The sequence below is a fragment of the Rheinheimera metallidurans genome, assembly GCF_036983985.1.
GTDB classification, from domain to species: Bacteria; Pseudomonadota; Gammaproteobacteria; order Enterobacterales; family Alteromonadaceae; genus Alishewanella; species Alishewanella metallidurans.
This window is the reverse complement of the sequence record NZ_JALAHQ010000004.1, coordinates 121021-138074: the sequence shown is the minus strand read 5'-3', so window position 1 is coordinate 138074 and position 17054 is coordinate 121021. Positions and strand designations below refer to the sequence as shown.

Here is a 17054-nt window from a genome sequence, read left to right as displayed (position 1 = left end):
GGTTAAGTTACTCGCTTTGCAAGGCGGTAATCGGGTCGAGCTGCGACGCTTTAATGGCCGGATAAACACCAAAAGCAATGCCTATAAGAGCGCAGATACTAAAAGACAAGCCTATTGCCAGTAACGACCAGCTTACTGCCCAATCGGAATAAAAAGCGATAAGCTCAGATAATAAAATACCAAATACAATACCGAGTAAACCACCAAGAATAGCAATAGCAAAGCTTTCGGCAACAAATTGCAGTTTAATATCGCGTTGTGTTGCGCCAATAGCACGTAATAAACCGATTTCTTTAGTGCGCTCTAACACGGTAGCTAACATGATATTCATAATGCCTATGCCACCCACGAGCAAGGAAATGCCCGCGACACAAGACATAACAATATTGAAAATTTGTTGAGTTTGTTTTTGCTGAGCCAACAGTGCTGCCGGCACTATAATAGTGTAGTCATCAATATCGTTGTGTCGTTGTTTTAGCAGTGCATCTAACGCCTTAGCCGTAAGCGCATTATTGGCTTGCTCGGCCAGTTGCAAACGAAATGAGGTTAGCTCGGCACTCATAGGTAGCTGTTTAAAGCGCGTTTGTGCACTAAGTAGGGGCATAAATAATTGGTTTTGCTCTCCACCTAATTTAATACCCTGAAAATCATCGCTACCGGCATAAGGCTCGGCTAATACGCCTACCACTTGCAGCCAAACATGGTTTACTTTCACGGTTTTACCAAGTGCATCGCCATTGGGAAATAAACTTTTTGCTACTCTAGCACCTAGAATGGCTACTTGAGCTGCATAGCGATTTTCTTGTTCAGTAAAATTACGCCCAGCAACAAAGTTTAACTTACTTAACTGCATATAACTGGGTGAAACGGCTATAGCAACACCATCACTTTTGCCTTGATGGCTATAAATGCTGTGGGTATCGAGTTTTAGCTCAGCACTATAAGCGGTGACATCGCGCAGTGTAGCCACCGCAATATCAATATCGCTTTGGTTAAGCCCTAGTGAATGTTTACGTTGCTCTTGTAAGGCTTTTTCATCAAAAAGTCGGCCTTCAACAATAAGATTGCGCAAGCCCATCGTTTCAATGGTTTTTAAAGCCTCACGCTCTGCACCTTCGCCAATATTTAGCATGGCAATAACGGCACCCACGCCAAATATCATTCCTAACAGAGTAAGAAAGGTGCGCAGTTTATGTTGCGCCAGCTCGGCAAGAGTGTCGGTTATTAAGGGGTTTAATTTCATTCTGTTATTGTTCCGGATTAATCAGAGCGATACGATCACCAGCTTTTAAACCTTCACTAATTTGTGCGTGGCTTAGGCTTTTTTTACCAATGGTAATGGGCTGCTTAACAAAAGAGGTGCCGTTTAGTTTATAAGCATAAAGTTGCTTTTGTTCACTGAAAATGGCTTGTAGCGGGATCATAAATATATCGTCGATTTTATCGACTAAAATATGAGCCCGTATTTTGTTGCCAGGCATAAAACGCCGGTCTTGTTGTGTTGGCGCTACTATCACTTCAATATATTTTCGCGGGTCGCGTCGATCACGTGATTGAGCTACGGCAGCTACCGAAACAATCTCGCCGGTTAACATGTCGTCAGGCCAAGCCGTTAAAGCAAAGTTAACCTGTTGCCCTGCAGCAAAACCTATAGCTTCTTGTTCGATAACCTGCAATTTAACGTGTTGTAAGCTTAAGTCAGGGATGCTACCAATACGTGAACCCGGAAATACCATGCCGCCTACCTCTGGTTTTTCACCGCGCCAATTAGTTTCGAATAATAAAATGCCTTTGTGCGGCGAGCGAATTTCGAGTTCAGCCAAACCGGTTTCTGCTTGTTGTAGTAAACTTTGCTGTTGGCCAAGTTGTAATTGCAATAGCTCTAACTCGCCGCTGCTACGCTGAGTAAAGCTTTGCTCTTGCCAACCTAAATAGTCGCGCTTGTCGCCAAGATATTCTTTGTTTTGCATTGAATCGAGAATTTCTAACTTAGAGCGGATCTGTACATCATCAACACTAAAGCGATCAGCAAAAGAAAACTCGTATCCAATCAAGGTTTGGTCTAAACCTATCGCTTTTTGCTCATTTTGTTGTTCGGCGCGCTTCTGTTGTTCGTCAGCAACTACAGTACCTAAGCCGGTATTAGCTTTAATTTTTGCTTTAAGTAACTGCGATGAATCAAAAGTAACCACCACATCACCTGCCTGTACTTCAGCATACTCTTTTGCTAAAGCCGCAATAAAGCGTGGCCCTTGTACCGATTTAGGTGCGCTAATACTTACCGAATTAACCGCAAATAATTCACCTTCGGCATTGACTGAGTGAACTAAGGTTTCTTTTTCGACAGCATATACGGGCACCTGTAGTGTAACCTCGCTGCAACCAGTAATTAAAGTTAGCAATAGCGCGCCGTATCCATAATATTTATAGCGCATGTACGCCTCCTACGCTGCTCGTTAGGCTAATGTTTAACCTAGCCGTCATGCCGGGCCGCATAATTTCGGTATCTAGTGCATCTAGTTTTACCGTGGCATCTACCACTCGGCGCAGGTTATCGCGCGATTTATCCCGCACCGCACTACCTAAGCTTTGTAATATTCCGCTAAAGCGTCGTTCAGGGTATGCATCTAAAGTAATTTCTACCGCTAACCCGGTAACTAACTGTTTTAGGTCTATTTCATCTATTTCGGCTTTAATATATAAACTGTCAAGTTGGCTGATTTCAGCAACCGGTTGGCCAAACTGCACCATATCGCCACTAGAAAACTTTTCGCCTTCAAAGTTTTGGCTATATACCATTACGCCAGAGAAGGGCGTTTTTACCTGCATTTGGCTAATGCTGCGTTTTAAGTCGCTTACCTCGGCTTGTAAGCGAGTAACTTTTGCTAGTAGCATTTGCTTTTCGGCTTGGCGCTGTTGTTGGTGGCTAGCCAAACGAGCTTCGGCTAATTGCTTTTGATTGTCTGCAATAGTGAAATCAATTTGTGCTTTACGGCGATCATTTGCTGAACGAGACTGATCGACAATTTGGGCTTTGCGCTGGTCTCGGTCGTATTCCATTTTACGTTCGGCCAAGCTTAGTTTTAACTCTTCATAGCGTTGCTCGTCACTGCGCAAGCGGTTAGCTAATTCTTGCTCAGCACTTTTTAACTCAATGCTTTTGTTTTTTAAGTCATCTACCAAGCGTTGGGCATCAAACGCCACCACAACATCTTGCTCTTGTAATAAGCTGCTTTCTGGGGCAAGTTGCTTAATATTGTATTGCCATAAGCTTTTTACGCTAGGTGGCGAGGCCTTAAACGAATTAGCCGCAGTAAGCTCGCCTGTGGCCTTAACAAAAACCGCAGTTGGCGTAATTTTATCCGCTATATCGTCTGGCTGGCAGGCAGTAATACTTAGTAAAGTAAGGCTAACCAAGATACGAAATACATAATTAGGCATTATGGTAAACTAACCTCAATAAGTAAGCCCATGCCCAATATTGGTTCGGCAATGGGCAAGTTATCTGATGTAAAAACGGCTTTGTAATAAAGGGCAGTGCCCCAACTTTGGCGCTTTTCGCCTTGGCGAGCAACCGAGCTAAGCTTTAGTGGAAAAGCCAGTTGTGGCGCAATATCAAAATAGGCGGTTAAAGCTTTATGTTGCTGCAGCCTAGGCATGTCGGTTTCATGCACCCACGCTTCAATATACAAAGAGTTAGTGCGATTAAGTTCCGCAATTGCCCATCCGGGTTGTGCGGTAATACCGGCATAAATTTTGGTGCCATACCACGGGTGCGTGCCATAACTAATAGTGCCATTTTGAGTAGCAATAACGCTCATTTGGCCTAATTGCGTTTCAGCATCTAAGAGCTCAGCGTTTGATTGCTCTAACTGTAACTGCTGTTTAGTTAAAGCCGCACTAGCAGCAATGCGTGCTACGGCTAGTTGTTCGGCAGCTTTATTGGCTTCAGTGCGGCTACGCTTTAATTCTAATTGATATTTTTCATAGTCGTAAGCGCTTAAGTTTGCTAAGGGAACATTAGCGTCTATACCGGCTTTTTCTAACAGTAATTGCCGTCGCTCAAGTTCGTATTCCGCTTCCATGACCTTTTGTTTATGTTCACTTTTTAGCTGGTTTAGCCGCTCGTCGTGATTAATTATGCTGCTTTTTAACTGCTCAATTTGTGCTTTAATATTACCGGCATCAAATACGGCAATTAAATCACCCTGTTTCACTGGTTGGTCTTCTGGTTGCAACCATTGTACTTGCACGCGCCAGCTATCACTCATAGGTGAGACGACAGTTTGTTTATCCGCAGATTGTAAGGTACCAGTTAAGAGTAACGGAATGGGCTGCTCGGCAGCATTGCTTAGCAGCAATAAGGTGTAAAGTGTGGCTAACATCCGTTGTCCTCTATTATTTGCCCATCGCGCATGCGTATTACGCGGTGCGCGTAAGCCGCTATTTCATCTTCATGCGTTACCATCACAATGGTGTTACCTTGGCTGTGCAGCTCACCTAATAACAGCATTATTTCTTTTGATGTTTTGCTATCTAGGTTGCCCGTAGGTTCATCTGCGAAAATAACTTTAGGCTTATTTATTAAAGCACGAGCTATAGCAACGCGCTGGCGCTGGCCCCCTGACATTTCGTGCGGTTTATGTCCAGCGCGGTGTGCCAGACCAACTTGCTCTAACAATAGATTTGCCCGAGCTAAAGCCTCTAACGGCTCGGTATCAGTATACCTAAGCGGTAAAGCCACGTTTTGCGCTGCGGTTAATCGTGGTAATAAGTGAAATGATTGAAAAATAAAACCGATATGGCGGTTGCGCATGGCAGATAACTTAATATCATCAAGCTGGCCAATAACTTGGTTATCAAGCTGATAACTGCCACTGCTAGGGGTGTCTAAACAGCCAAGAATATTCATTAATGTAGACTTGCCAGAACCAGAACTACCCATAATGGCAACAAATTCATTTTCAGCAATACGCAAACTAACGTCGCGTAGCGCGTGCACGGCATTTTCGCCTTGGCCAAAAACACGACTAAGCTGTTGTGCAAATATCATTAATACACCCTATTGTTTTTAGCAGCGCAGAATGCCACACGGCTTAGCTAACTGAAACACATCAGTGCTATAAGGCGGGTGTTAAATTGTAACAACCTGTGGCAGCCTAGGTTTTTAGCATTATGATATTTCTAGGTAATTTACTAAGGTAATAACTTGGTCAATATTGGCTAAATTATAGCGCTGTAAAATATGTCGTCGTGCCATAGCTGTTGTGCGTCAGCACTAATTTCAGCATGTACGTTGTTGCGCTCATGATTGCAGTAAGGGTCGGTAAAGCTCAAATCTTCGGTTACTAGGCATAACTCAGGGTTTAAGAAGTGACCAACCTGTTGTTTCTTATTGGGCCCAGTTAAAGCGAAATCGCTAGTGAAATACAGTGTGCGCGCTAAATAAGTGGCTAGCTGGGGCGCTAAATGGGTAAATTGTTTAGTCGAAATTAGCTCGGTAGTTAAATTACGATAGTCTTTTAAATCTTCCAGCAAAATTGCTGCAAGTTTAGAGTCACAGTGCAGCACTTCTATCGTGTGTTCTGGACAAAGTTTACGGTGTTTAATTAATACTTCGGCTTCAATGCGCGCCCGATCGGGGGTGAGTTGCCAGTTTTCGCTAGCAATATGAACATGCCCCATAGCTTGTTTTACGATGAGGCTGCGGCCTTTGTCGTTACTAACACGAAACAGTAAACTCAAATTATTATCGCCAAGCTCGTCGCAGCTCAATTTGCTATGCTCACCAAATAAACCGCTGTGCTCATCAGCAAAGCGAATGGCATCGTCTTTCGTAAAACTGTGGCATTCAGTCATAGGGTGCCCTATACCGATATTGAAAATAGCAGAATGGTATAATCGCAAAGCTAGCCGCAGCCTGCAACGCTAAACAACATAAAGCTTTTTGATCTTAACCTCATGTTTAGGTGCGCTAGTCGCTTAGACAGGTTACAGTTAAGGGCTAACTGTGATAAATAAATATGATATTTAACAGGGGATTAGAAAAATGAAAAAGTTTGTCAGCGTGGTACTACTAGGTGCGGCATTATGCCTATCTGGATATGCGCACAGTACGTCAGTAGATATAGGCTATCAGCAGCCGGTAAAAGAAATTGTTGATATTGTTGATGCAGCACCAACACCGAGCGCGAGTTTAAGCCCAAATGGGCAGACCATGCTGACTTTAACTTATCCAGCGTTGCCAGTGCTAGCAGATTTAGCTGCGCCAGAATACCGATTAGCGGGCGTAAGGTTTAACCCCGCCAATAGCAGCCCAGCTATGCCACGTTATGTTTCGGCCCTGCAGTTAATTGACTTAGCTTCAACTAAAACTAACGCCATTACGGGCTTACCAGCTGATCTTAAAGCGACTAATTTAACGTGGTCGCCTGACAGTCGTTATTTGGCCTTTATTCAATTAGATGCTAACCAAGCTACGTTATGGCGTATTGATATTGCAAAAGCTAAAGCTAGCCAATGGTCAAAAAGCCGTTTAAATGCGATTTGGGGTGCAGGCTTACAGTGGTCTGCTGACAGCCAAGCTATTTACGCATTAACAGTGCCAGCAAAACGCGGCGCTGAGCCAGTGGCGTCTAAAATACCTACGGGACCAATTATTACCGAAGCGCGTGGCCGTACTGCGCCGGCGCGTACTTATCAAGATTTATTAAAAGATAAACACGACGAAATTTTATTTAGTTATTACTTTACTAGCCAGCTAGTAAAAATTAGCTTAAAAAACAAACTGACAACTATAGGCAAGCCAACACTGTTTAGAAGTGTAGAAGTGTCGCCAGATAACCAGTTAGTGTTAGTCAGCCGTATAGAACAGCCGTTTTCTTATGCGGTGCCGGTGTCTCGTTTTGCCTATACTAGCGAAGTATGGAATAGCAGCGGTAAGCTAGTGTACACCGTGGCGCAAAACCCAGTAGCCGATAACATGCCTATTGCCTTTGATGCGGTGCCTACCGGCCGCCGTTACGCTAGTTGGCGCTCAGATTTGCCAGCAACCCTATACTGGGCTGAAGCGGCCGATGGTGGTGATCCGGCACAACAAGCCACAGTACGTGATCAGTTGTTTCAATTAGCGGCACCTTTTACGGCTGAACCGCAAAAATTACTTGATTTAAGCTTTCGCTTTTCAGGTTTAATGACCGCGGCCAATGGCACTATGTTGGTATGGGAAAATTGGTGGCAAGACCGCCTAGAAAAAGTATGGCAGCTAGCACCTGATCAAAGCGCCAGTTTATTGTGGGAGCGCTCATCAGAAGATCGCTACAATGCGCCCGGCTCACCGTTAACTACTGCCGCGGCAAATGGTCAGCGCTTACTAAGATTAGAACAAGGTCAAATATATTTAACTGGTGTAGGTGCATCGCCTGAAGGTAACCGTCCATTTATTGATAAAATGACTTTAACTACGGGTAAAACCGAACGCTTATGGCGCTCTGAAGCACCATTTTATGAGTATGTTTATAGCTTACTGCCCAGCGGTAAACTATTAACGCAGCGCGAATCAACTGATGTACCACCTGACTTTTATTTACGTGATTTGCAATCAGGTGAGTTAACTGCACTAACGCAAACGCCACACCCTATGCCGCAAACTAAAGGTATAAGCCGCGAGCTAATTAACTATAAGCGTGCTGATGGCATTCCTATGTCGGCAACCTTATTGTTACCAGCAGGTTATCAGCCAGAGCGTGACGGCCCTTTGCCAACCATGATTTGGGCTTATCCGCGTGAATTTAGAAGTGCGGCTGCAGCGGGGCAAGTAAGTGATTCACCTTACCGTTTTAACCGTATTAGCTATTGGACACCGCAGTTTTTAGCCACTCAAGGCTATGCCGTATTAGATAACGCCACTATGCCAATAGTCGGTGAGGGCGATAAAGAGCCAAACGACAGCTTTATTCAGCAGTTAGTGATGAATGCTGAAGCCGCTATTGCCGCAGGTGTTAGCCGTAAAGTAACCGATCCGAATAGGGTTGCGGTCGGCGGCCACTCTTATGGTGCGTTTATGACCGCGCATTTGCTAGCGCAAACTAAGTTATTTAAAGCCGGTATTGCCAGAAGTGGCGCTTATAATCGCAGCTTAACACCGTTTGGTTTTCAAAGTGAGCAGCGCACCTTATGGGACGATACAAATTTATATACTCAGCTGTCACCGTTTTTTCACGCGGAAAAAATTAAAACACCGTTACTGTTAATTCATGGTACTGATGATAACAACGCCGGCACCTTTCCAATGCAAAGTGAGCGCATGTATCAAGCCGTTAAAGGCTTAGGCGGCACCACTCGATTAGTTATGTTACCGCTAGAGTCGCACGGTTATCGTGCACGCGAGTCGGTATTGCACATGTTGTGGGAAACAGTTAGCTGGTTAGACGAGTTTGTTAAAAACGCCGATACCACAATAAAAACTGAATAAATTAAACATAGTAAATGGATGTAGTGCTTTATGCTTAGCTGGGGCATAAAGCACCTTTTTAATATTACCAAAACGCTAACTTGGTTGATCTCGCCACAGCAGCCATAACCGCGTATCAAGCTCTAATTGATGGTAGGCGGGTTCCATATACTGGCAAAGTTGATAAAACGCTTTATTGTGTTCTTTCTCTTTAAAGTGGGCTAGTTCATGCACTACTATCATACGTAAAAACTCACTAGGCGCTTGTTTAAACAGCGCTGCAATGCGAATACTGTTATGCGCTTTTAGCTTATTACCGTGCACTCTAGACTGATAAGTGTGCATGCCTAGCGCTTGTTGCAACACATTTAGCTTGCTGTCGTAACATACTTGGCTTAGCTGCGTGCTATTACGCATATACTGATTCTTCAACTCGTTAGTGTAGCTGTAAAGTGCTTTATCACTTTGCACTTGATGTACTAGCGGATACTTTTGGTTTAAATAGCCTGCTAATTTGCCATTGAGCAACAGTTCCGTAGCTTGCTGTTGAATATGCGCTGAGTAGCCAGCCAGATAGTTAAGCGGTTTCACACGAGCTCTTTCCTTAAGAATACTGGCTATAGTATAAAGCGCATCTAAGCTAACGTCAGTAACTATGCTGGCGTTAAGTAATCCAACAAGCAGCGGAAGGCTTGACCGCAGGCTAATTCACAGTAACACTGTATGCCCATAACTAACGAGAGTTTAGCCAGTGAGCAATATAAACTGGGCAGCCCTACAATTAGCGGCAAAACACGCCTCAGAACAAGCCTACGCACCTTATAGTAAATTCCCAGTCGGTGTAGCTGTGTTAGCACAAAGCGGGAAAATATATACCGGCTGTAACGTCGAAAATGCTTCTTACGGCGGCACCGTGTGCGCCGAGCGCAACGCAATAGGTGCAGCAATCGTCGCCGGTGAGCGCAAATTCGACGCTTTAATGGTCTATACGCCGCAAGCACAGTTAACACCACCTTGTGGTATTTGTCGGCAGGTTATTGCTGAGTTTTTTATGCCGGATGCGCCAGTAGCCAGCTGTAATCATCTGCAGCAACAACAAACTTGGTCTCTAGTTGAGCTGCTACCTGCAGCATTTACACCTACGTATTTGGCGAACAGCACAAAAGTGGATGGCAATACATGATCCCACAGGAAATCATTAAAACAAAACGTAACGGTAGTGCCTTGAGCACAGCTGAGATCCAGCAGTTTGTTCGTGGCTTAACCGACGATAGCTTTAGCGAGGGTCAGGTTGCCGCGCTGGCGATGTCTATTTACTTAAATGGTATGAACGTTGACGAGATAGTGGCCTTAACATTAGCCATGCGCGACAGCGGCACGGTTTTTAACTGGCAGGGTAAATTAAATGGACCAGTGGTTGATAAGCATAGTACCGGCGGTGTAGGCGACAAAGTTACCCTAATGCTCGCGCCAATGGTAGCCGCGTGCGGCGCTTTTATGCCTAGTATTGCCGGTCGTGGTTTAGGCCATACTGGCGGCACAGTTGATAAGCTAGAAGCCATACCCGGTTATAACTGCACGCAGTCACTGGATAAAATTCAGCAATTATTACCTAAGTTAGGCTGTGTTATTGTTGGTCAAAGTAGCCAATTAGCGCCGGCTGACCGCCGGCTTTATGCAATACGTGATGTTACTGCCACTGTAGAGTCTATCCCGCTTATTACCGCTTCTATTTTATCGAAAAAATTATCAGAAGGCTTAGACGCGTTAGTAATGGACGTGAAAATTGGTAATGGCGCCATTATGCGTACTATTGATGATGCCTCGGCGCTGGCCACTAGCATAGTAAATGTGGCTAACGGTGCTAATGTACCAACGCGAGCATTACTAACTGATATGAACCAGATTTTAGGCTGCACCGCCGGTAATGCATTAGAAATAGTTGAAACATTAGACTACTTAACGGGTAAGTATCGTGAGCCGCGCTTGCATCAAATAACGCTAGAGCTTGGCGCAAATATGTTAATGCTCGGTGGCTTATTTAACGAGAAGTCAGCGGCAATAGCGGCGTTAGAGCAAAGTTTAAGTTCAGGCAAAGCCGCCGAAATATTCGCTAACATGGTGTCAGCCTTAGGTGGGCCAAGCGATTTACTGGAAAAGCCAGAGCAATACTTAGCTCGTGCGCCAGTAGTACAGGATGTTTTAGCCCCAGAAACCGGTTATGTAAACTATACCGATACGGTAGGCCTAGGTATGGCAGTAGTGCGCTTAGGCGGCGGCCGCTCGCACCCCAGCCAGAAAATTGACCCTGCCGTAGGTTTTAGCCATATTCAAGCTTGCGGTAGCAAAGTGCAACAAGGTGACGTAATTGCTAAAGTGCATGCTGCAACGCTTGAGGCCGCGACGGTTGCAACGAAAGAGTATTTGGCCGCGCTAAATATTGGTACAAATTCTATCGCGTTGCCTTTGGTGCACCATAGCATTGGTTAATTTATGCCGGCGCTTGATAGCACAAAGCGCCAGAATTAGCCTAATGCAGCTTTAGCCGAGGCCGAACAATCCGATTAATGCGCGCTACTAAGCTAATTACCAACATTTTTATCCAGCCATGTAGCGCCACTTGATGCATACGATACAGCGAAATATAAGCTACTCGAGCAATACGGCCTTCTATCATCATGGTACCGCCAACCAAGTTGCCCATTAGATTACCAACAGCACCAAAGCGGCTGAGTGAAATCAGTGAGCCATGATCTTTATAATGGAAATCTCGAAGTGGCTTATTGTTAAGCTCGGCGATGATGTTTTTAGCAACTACGCTGGCCATTTGGTGCGCTGACTGCGCTCGCGGTGGTACCCATTTATTATCAGGTAAAGCAAACCCAGCGCAGTCGCCAATAGCGTAAATTCTACTATCTAACGTGGTGTACAATTTGCTATTAACCAGTAATTGGTTTAGCCGATTATGCTCTAGACCGTCTAAATTAGCTAAAAAGTCTGGGGCTTTAATGCCTGCGGCCCAAACCATCAGTTCAGCCTCTAGATGTTCGTCACCTAATTGCAAGCCAGCATTATCGGCTGCCGTTACCTTAGTGCTAGTGCGTACATGTACACCAAGTTTTTGTAACTCTTTTAATGCCGCAGAGGCAATACGTTCGGGTAGCGCGGGCAAAATGCGCGGGCCTGCTTCTATAATACTGATATTAAGCCGGTCTTTTCTTAAATCGGCAAAACCATATAGGTTTAGCTCGGCGGCGGCATGATATAACTCAGCAGCAAGCTCTACGCCAGTGGCACCTGCACCAACAATAGCAATATTTAGTTTATCTTTAGGGTGGGCTGGCGAGTTAAGCTTTAAGTAAGCATCAAGTAAATGACGCTGAAAACGTTGTGCTTGCGCTGGGCTATCGAGAAAAATGCAGTGCTCTGCTACACCCGGCGTATTAAAGTGATTCGAGATACTGCCAATTGCCAGTACCAGATAGTCATAATTAAGCGTACGAGCCGACAGCACTTCATTGCCGTCATCGTCTAGTACCGCAGCTAGCGTAACGTGCTTATCGGCTCGATTTAGCGCACAAAAATTACCTAGCTGAAACTCAAAGCCGTGCGCTGCGGCATGTGCACGATAGCTTAACTGATCAATTTCAACATCTAGGGTGCCGGTAGCGACTTCATGTAATAACGGTTTCCAGATATGGGTAGTACCGCGGTCAATTAACGTAATTTTGGCTTTACCTTTACGGCCAAGTTTATTACCTAAATAAGTAACTAACTCTAAACCGCCAGCGCCACCGCCAATAACGACTATACGTGGGTTTTCCATGGTTATGTCCTTCTACTGAAAAAGGTGCTAAAGCGTAAATTATAGGCAATAAAAAACCGGCTAGTAAGCCGGTTTCGTCGGTTAACTTTTTTGCCGCTTCATGGCATCAAAGAACTCGTCATTGGTTTTAGTCATTAATAACCGATCGATTAAGAATTCAATACCATCGGTTTCATCCATTGGATGGATGATCTTACGTAAAATCCACATTTTCTGTAGCTCATCAGCAGAGGCCAATAGCTCTTCACGACGCGTACCTGAACGGTTAAAGTCGATGGCTGGGAATACGCGGCGCTCAGCAATTTTGCGCGATAAGTGCAGTTCCATATTACCGGTGCCTTTAAACTCTTCGTAAATAACCTCGTCCATTTTTGAACCGGTATCTACTAAAGCGGTAGCGATAATCGTTAAGCTGCCGCCTTCTTCTACATTACGCGCCGCACCAAAAAAACGCTTTGGTTTGTGTAGCGCGTTAGCGTCAACACCACCAGTTAATACCTTGCCTGAGCTTGGAATAACGGTATTGTAAGCACGGGCTAAACGGGTAATAGAATCGAGCAAAATAATAACGTCTTTTTTATGCTCAACTAAACGCTTGGCTTTTTCAATTACCATTTCAGCAACTTGCACGTGCCGGCTAGCTGGCTCGTCGAAGGTAGAAGCAATAACTTCACCTTTAACTAAGCGCTGCATTTCGGTAACTTCTTCTGGCCGCTCATCAATTAGCAATACCATCAACACACAGTCAGGGTGATTAGCCGCGATTGATTGCGCAATGTTTTGTAATAAGATGGTTTTACCGGCTTTAGGTGGTGCAACAATTAAGCCGCGCTGACCTTTGCCTATTGGCGCCGCTAGGTCTAATACCCGAGCAGTAATATCTTCACGACTACCATTACCACGCTCCATGCGCAGGCGTGAATTGGCATGTAAAGGCGTTAAGTTTTCAAATAAAATTTTGTTACGAGCTTGTTCTGGCCGGCCAAAGTTAACTTCATTAACTTTTAATAGGGCAAAATAACGCTCACCTTCTTTAGGTGGGCGAATAAGGCCAGCAATACTGTCACCAGTACGTAAGTTAAAACGACGAATTTGACTTGGCGATACATAAATATCGTCCGGTCCTGCTAAGTATGAGCTATCGCCGGAGCGCAGAAAACCGAAACCGTCCTGCAGGATTTCCAGCACGCCAGCGCCGAAGATTTCTTCGCCGTTTTTGGCATGTGATTTTAAGATGGCGAAAATAATGTCCTGTTTGCGCAGGCGGGCCATATTTTCTTGGCCCATAGACTCAGCCAATTCAACTAGCTCACTAATTGGCTTTAGTTTCAGTTCTGTTAAATGCATATTGATGGGTTTCTTGTTGATATAAAAACAGGGTAATGCTTATCAGATCGATAAAATAAGATTGGAGGTGGTATTCGACAGACAAGCGTAGTTTAGAACGTATTATTTGCTACACAATAGCAGCTGACTACTGGTGCGTCCAGCGTTGAAACAAAAAAAGGCGTATAAAAATACGCCTTTTAACAAAAATCAGATATTAGCGTCTAAAAACTCTTTTAACTGAGTTTTGGATAATGCACCAACTTTGGTCGCTGCAACCTGGCCGTTTTTAAACAACAGCAAGGTTGGTATACCACGAATACCAAACTTAGGTGGGGTGTTTGGGTTGTGGTCAATATTCACTTTCGCTACGACTACTTTGTCAGTGTATTCTTTGGCTACATCGTCCAAAATAGGAGCGATCATTTTACATGGACCACACCATTCTGCCCAGAAATCAACTAAAACCGGGGTTTCAGATTTCAGGACATCGGTTTCAAAGCTGTCATCAGAAACCTGTAAAATATGTTCGCTCATTTGTGTCTCCGCTAGTGGTACGCAGCATGGCTGCAAAAAAGTGCTATCAATTTAAACGTGGCTGTTCCTTATTGCAAGCGTAACGGTTATGCTTAGCGCCGTATGAATAAAACACACTTAACATCACATAAATTCGCCGATTTTGCATTGGCACCACAGGTTCTTGACGCATTAAGCGCGCAAGGTTACGGCTATTGTACGCCCATTCAGGCACAATGTTTACCTTTGGCATTAGCCGGTAAAGATATTGCCGGTCAAGCTCAAACGGGCACGGGTAAAACATTAGCGTTTTTAACCGCCACATTTCACTACCTGCTTACCCATGAACCTAAGGGTTCAGGTCAGCCGCGCGCCATTATAATGGCTCCTACGCGAGAGTTGGCTGTTCAGATCCATCATGATGCAAAAATGATGGCTGAAAAATCAGGCCTACGTCTTGGCTTGATTTATGGGGGCGAAGGTTATGATACTCAACGCCAGCTGTTAGAAAATGGCGTAGATATTTTAATTGGCACTACTGGCCGCTTAATTGATTATTTAAAACAAGGTCTATACGACCTTTCACAAATTCAAGTTGTAGTACTAGATGAAGCCGATCGGATGTTTGATCTGGGCTTTATTAAAGATATTCGCTTTATGTTCAATCGTATGCCACCGGCTACTGAGCGTTTAAGCTTATTGTTTTCAGCTACCTTGTCTTACAAGGTACAAGAGCTGGCATTTGAAAAAATGAACCAGCCAGAACATATCCATATTGCACCAGAGGAAATGACAGGTAGCCGCATTAGTGAAGAGTTGTTCTACCCTTCAGACGAGCATAAGCTGCCATTGTTATTAACGTTAATGGAAGAAGAGTGGCCAGATAAAGCCATTGTATTTGCCAATACCAAACACTGGTGTGAAGAAGTGCATGCATGGTTAGAAGCTGACGGCCATCGCGTTGGGTTATTAACGGGCGATGTTATTCAGAAAAAACGACTGCGTATTCTAGAAGATTTTACTAGCGGTAAATTAGATATCTTGGTTGCCACAGACGTTGCCGCGCGCGGTTTACACATTCCTAAAGTGAGTCATGTATTTAATTATGACCTACCCGACGATTGCGAAGATTATGTGCATCGTATTGGTCGTACCGGTCGAGCGGGTGAAAGTGGTAAGGCAATTAGCTTTGCCTGCGAGCGCTATGCACTGAACCTTACAGCAATTGAAGACTATATTCGCCATCCGATTACTGTAACTCAGTATGATGCCAGCGGTTTGCTGGATGATCTTAAAACGCCAAAACCACGCGTTCGTCGTCGTGCTGGCCAAGCTAGAACTGGAAGTCGCCCAGGCGCTGGACGTAGTAGTAATGCCTCAAGAGCCCCACGTCGCCCTCGCTAATTCGGAACAACTTGCCGAGCAATCACCGCATCAAGATATTTATGCGGTGATTGACCTTGGTTCCAGCAGTTTTCATATGCTGATGGTTAAAGTTGTTGGCGGTTCAGTACAGGTTATTGGTAGAGTAAAACGCAAGGTTCGCTTAGCCGCTGGATTAAATGACGATCTGGTATTAAGCCGCAAGGCCATGAAGCGTGGCTGGGAATGTTTGGCATTGTTTGCTGAACGTTTACAGGATATACCACCAGAAAATATTCGTATTATTGGCACTGCCACCTTGCGCTTAGCCAAAAATGTTCAAACCTTTCTTAAAGAAGCCGAGCTTATTTTAGGCCAAAAAGTTGCCGTTATTAGCGGCGAAGACGAAGCTCGTATTATTTATCAGGGCGTTGCCCATACTTCAAATAGCGACAGTAACCGTTTAGTTATCGACATTGGTGGTGCGAGTACCGAAGTGATTATTGGTGCTGGTTTTAATCCAATATTGTTAGCCAGTTTGAACATGGGCTGCGTTACATTTTTAGAGCGCTACTTTGCTGATGACGAGTTAAGCGAAGATAACTTTAATCAAGCAATTGCGTATGCCGAACAAGAAATTCACACCATCGCTAAACAATATCAAGCTACCGGTTGGCAGCTGGCTGTGGGCGCGTCCGGTACCGTGCAGGCCATGCAGGAAATTTTGGTAGCGCAGGGCAAGGATGAAGTTATTACCCTAAGCCGGTTAGAAGACATTATGCAGCAAGCGTTAGCCTGTGGCCGTATGGAACAGCTAACTATTACCGGCTTATCACAAGAGCGCAAACAAATATTCCCGTCAGGCTTGGCAATACTTATTGCTTTGTTTCGTTGCCTTAATATCACCGGCATGACCTTATCTGGCGGTGCGGTGCGTGAAGGTGTGCTATACAGCATGTTGCCACAGCTGCAGCACATAGATGTGCGCAACCGTACTGTAAAAAGTTTAATGGTGCGTTATTTTATTGATGAGCAACATGCGCAGCGCGTAGCTGATATGGCGGTCGAGCTAGCTCAGCAGTTACAATCGCGCTGGGACCTTAATAAATTTGAAGGCCTAAGTATTTTGCGTTGTAGTGCGTTATTGCACGAGCTTGGTTTATTAATAGAATATAAAAACCATCACCATCATGGCGCTTATATTATTAACCATTCTGATTTGCCTGGCTTTACGCGGGCGCAGCAACAATTAGTTATGGCTTTAGTGCATAACCACAGGGCAGACGTTAGTCGCGATATTATTGCGCGACAAACCATGACCTCAGTATTGCTTACCGTGCGTTTAACCCGAATTTTACGCTTAGCCGTTATTTTATCGATGCGCCGTCGTGATGAAGTGATGCCTCAGGTAAACATTAGCAGTAAAGGCGAAGCGCTAACACTGAAAATGGCGGACGGCTGGTTAGAGCAGCACCCACTAATGCGGGCTGAGCTTGAACAAGAGCAAGAGTATCAGCAATTAGCGGGTTGGGAGTTTGTATTTAAATAACCCGCTAAATTAGCTCAATTTAA

At 44.7% G+C, this 17054-nt stretch carries 15 protein-coding genes; 5 read left to right on the top strand and 10 right to left on the bottom strand.

Going from position 1 to position 17054, the window contains the following annotated elements; translation table 11 throughout:
- Positions 1 to 7: 7 nt before the first annotated feature.
- The 6 genes from MN199_RS12515 to MN199_RS12490 form a co-directional block, all read right to left on the bottom strand.
- Positions 8 to 1243, bottom strand: a complete 1236-nt coding sequence (locus tag MN199_RS12515; protein WP_335739644.1) for an ABC transporter permease — start codon at positions 1241 to 1243, stop codon at positions 8 to 10.
- Positions 1244 to 1247: 4 nt separating this feature from the next.
- Positions 1248 to 2435 carry an efflux RND transporter periplasmic adaptor subunit gene (locus MN199_RS12510; RefSeq protein WP_132580871.1) on the bottom strand — a complete coding sequence of 396 codons (1188 nt, stop codon included), beginning with the start codon at positions 2433 to 2435 and terminating at the stop codon, positions 1248 to 1250.
- The gene (locus tag MN199_RS12505; RefSeq protein WP_132580873.1) at positions 2425 to 3441 is read right to left on the bottom strand and encodes an HlyD family secretion protein; all 1017 of its coding nucleotides are present in this window, start codon (positions 3439 to 3441) and stop codon (positions 2425 to 2427) included. The genes MN199_RS12510 and MN199_RS12505 overlap by 11 nt, the downstream gene beginning before the upstream one ends.
- Positions 3441 to 4385, bottom strand: coding sequence for an HlyD family secretion protein (locus MN199_RS12500; RefSeq protein WP_132580875.1), 945 nt, complete (start codon positions 4383 to 4385; stop codon positions 3441 to 3443). The genes MN199_RS12505 and MN199_RS12500 overlap by 1 nt, the downstream gene beginning before the upstream one ends.
- Positions 4379 to 5053, bottom strand: a complete 675-nt coding sequence (locus MN199_RS12495) for an ABC transporter ATP-binding protein (protein WP_132580877.1) — start codon at positions 5051 to 5053, stop codon at positions 4379 to 4381. Before MN199_RS12495 ends, MN199_RS12500 begins: the two co-directional genes overlap by 7 nt.
- Before the next feature lie 170 nt (positions 5054 to 5223).
- Positions 5224 to 5859, bottom strand: coding sequence for a hypothetical protein (locus MN199_RS12490; RefSeq protein WP_335739643.1), 636 nt, complete (start codon positions 5857 to 5859; stop codon positions 5224 to 5226).
- A 190-nt stretch (positions 5860 to 6049) separates the two neighbouring features.
- On the opposite strand from MN199_RS12490, the gene MN199_RS12485 reads away from it, so the two are divergent.
- Positions 6050 to 8473: an alpha/beta hydrolase family protein gene (locus MN199_RS12485; RefSeq protein ID WP_335739642.1), complete on the top strand. Its 2424-nt coding sequence runs from the start codon at positions 6050 to 6052 to the stop codon at positions 8471 to 8473.
- Between the two features lie 75 nt (positions 8474 to 8548).
- Here MN199_RS12485 and MN199_RS12480 read toward each other — a convergent pair whose 3' ends face one another.
- Positions 8549 to 9043: a M48 metallopeptidase family protein gene (locus MN199_RS12480; RefSeq protein WP_132580883.1), complete on the bottom strand. Its 495-nt coding sequence runs from the start codon at positions 9041 to 9043 to the stop codon at positions 8549 to 8551.
- 160 nt (positions 9044 to 9203) lie between these two features.
- Here MN199_RS12480 and MN199_RS12475 point away from each other — a divergent pair, with 160 nt between their 5' ends.
- Together MN199_RS12475 and deoA are read left to right on the top strand one after the other, a co-directional pair.
- Positions 9204 to 9635 carry a cytidine deaminase gene (locus MN199_RS12475; protein WP_335739641.1) on the top strand — a complete coding sequence of 144 codons (432 nt, stop codon included), beginning with the start codon at positions 9204 to 9206 and terminating at the stop codon, positions 9633 to 9635.
- Positions 9632 to 10942 carry a thymidine phosphorylase gene (gene deoA, locus MN199_RS12470; protein WP_335739640.1) on the top strand — a complete coding sequence of 437 codons (1311 nt, stop codon included), beginning with the start codon at positions 9632 to 9634 and terminating at the stop codon, positions 10940 to 10942. Before MN199_RS12475 ends, deoA begins: the two co-directional genes overlap by 4 nt.
- A 40-nt stretch (positions 10943 to 10982) precedes the next feature.
- On the opposite strand, the gene MN199_RS12465 is transcribed toward deoA, so the two are convergent.
- The 3 genes from MN199_RS12465 to trxA all read right to left on the bottom strand — a co-directional run bounded on the left by MN199_RS12465 (position 10983) and on the right by trxA (position 14141).
- Positions 10983 to 12278 carry an NAD(P)/FAD-dependent oxidoreductase gene (locus MN199_RS12465; RefSeq protein ID WP_335739639.1) on the bottom strand — a complete coding sequence of 432 codons (1296 nt, stop codon included), beginning with the start codon at positions 12276 to 12278 and terminating at the stop codon, positions 10983 to 10985.
- 81 nt (positions 12279 to 12359) lie between these two features.
- Positions 12360 to 13625 carry a transcription termination factor Rho gene (gene rho, locus MN199_RS12460; RefSeq protein ID WP_132580891.1) on the bottom strand — a complete coding sequence of 422 codons (1266 nt, stop codon included), beginning with the start codon at positions 13623 to 13625 and terminating at the stop codon, positions 12360 to 12362.
- A gap of 189 nt (positions 13626 to 13814) precedes the next feature.
- Positions 13815 to 14141 (bottom strand): thioredoxin TrxA, encoded by a 327-nt coding sequence (gene trxA / locus MN199_RS12455; protein WP_132580893.1) that lies wholly within the window; start codon positions 14139 to 14141, stop codon positions 13815 to 13817.
- Positions 14142 to 14243: 102 nt separating this feature from the next.
- Between trxA and rhlB the strand changes: the two genes are divergently transcribed.
- Together rhlB and gppA are read left to right on the top strand one after the other, a co-directional pair.
- Positions 14244 to 15524, top strand: coding sequence for an ATP-dependent RNA helicase RhlB (gene rhlB / locus MN199_RS12450; protein ID WP_132580895.1), 1281 nt, complete (start codon positions 14244 to 14246; stop codon positions 15522 to 15524).
- On the top strand, positions 15406 to 17031 hold the full coding sequence (gppA, locus tag MN199_RS12445; protein ID WP_335739638.1) for a guanosine-5'-triphosphate,3'-diphosphate diphosphatase: 1626 nt from the start codon (positions 15406 to 15408) through the stop codon (positions 17029 to 17031). The genes rhlB and gppA overlap by 119 nt, the downstream gene beginning before the upstream one ends.
- Positions 17032 to 17054 lie beyond the last annotated feature (23 nt).

Bases quoted from the DNA above. Each gene is read 5' to 3' on its own strand.
- MN199_RS12515 (WP_335739644.1), bottom strand. From the start codon at position 1,243: ATGAAATTAAACCCCTTAATAACCGACACTCTTGCCGAGCTGGCGCAA.
- MN199_RS12510 (WP_132580871.1), bottom strand. From the start codon at position 2,435: ATGCGCTATAAATATTATGGATACGGCGCGCTATTGCTAACTTTAATT.
- MN199_RS12505 (WP_132580873.1), bottom strand. From the start codon at position 3,441: ATGCCTAATTATGTATTTCGTATCTTGGTTAGCCTTACTTTACTAAGT.
- MN199_RS12500 (WP_132580875.1), bottom strand. From the start codon at position 4,385: ATGTTAGCCACACTTTACACCTTATTGCTGCTAAGCAATGCTGCCGAG.
- MN199_RS12495 (WP_132580877.1), bottom strand. From the start codon at position 5,053: ATGATATTTGCACAACAGCTTAGTCGTGTTTTTGGCCAAGGCGAAAAT.
- MN199_RS12490 (WP_335739643.1), bottom strand. From the start codon at position 5,859: ATGACTGAATGCCACAGTTTTACGAAAGACGATGCCATTCGCTTTGCT.
- MN199_RS12485 (WP_335739642.1), top strand. From the start codon at position 6,050: ATGAAAAAGTTTGTCAGCGTGGTACTACTAGGTGCGGCATTATGCCTA.
- deoA (WP_335739640.1), top strand. From the start codon at position 9,632: ATGATCCCACAGGAAATCATTAAAACAAAACGTAACGGTAGTGCCTTG.
- MN199_RS12465 (WP_335739639.1), bottom strand. From the start codon at position 12,278: ATGGAAAACCCACGTATAGTCGTTATTGGCGGTGGCGCTGGCGGTTTA.
- rho (WP_132580891.1), bottom strand. From the start codon at position 13,625: ATGCATTTAACAGAACTGAAACTAAAGCCAATTAGTGAGCTAGTTGAA.
- trxA (WP_132580893.1), bottom strand. From the start codon at position 14,141: ATGAGCGAACATATTTTACAGGTTTCTGATGACAGCTTTGAAACCGAT.
- rhlB (WP_132580895.1), top strand. From the start codon at position 14,244: ATGAATAAAACACACTTAACATCACATAAATTCGCCGATTTTGCATTG.
- gppA (WP_335739638.1), top strand. From the start codon at position 15,406: ATGATCTTAAAACGCCAAAACCACGCGTTCGTCGTCGTGCTGGCCAAG.